The 278-nt window shown below is 63.3% G+C and carries 1 pseudogene; it reads left to right on the forward strand.

The features are described from left to right. Positions 1-278 (forward strand): annotated as a pseudogene (locus SB753_RS36735) (short-chain dehydrogenase); the annotation flags it as partial.

Raw genomic sequence — 278 nt, forward strand, 5'->3', positions numbered from 1 at the left:
CGACCCGCGCGACGATCACGCAAACTTTTTCGTCGATCAACAGGACTACGTGCGCGAGGCGGGTGAAAAGCACGGGTTCACCTATACCGTGCTACGTCCGCAACTCGTGACGGGGAAGACCCCCGGCGCGCTCAATGTGCTTCCCGCTATCGGCGTCTACGCGGCTATCCGCCGCGAGAAGGGCGAGTCATTCGGCTTTCCGGGCGGCCCGTCGTTCGTCTGGGAAATGGCGGATGCCGATCTCGTCGGCGAGGTGATGGTTTGGGCAGCGCAGTCTC

This window comes from Paraburkholderia sp. SIMBA_053, from assembly GCF_046534895.1.
GTDB lineage: Bacteria > Pseudomonadota > Gammaproteobacteria > Burkholderiales > Burkholderiaceae > Paraburkholderia > Paraburkholderia caledonica.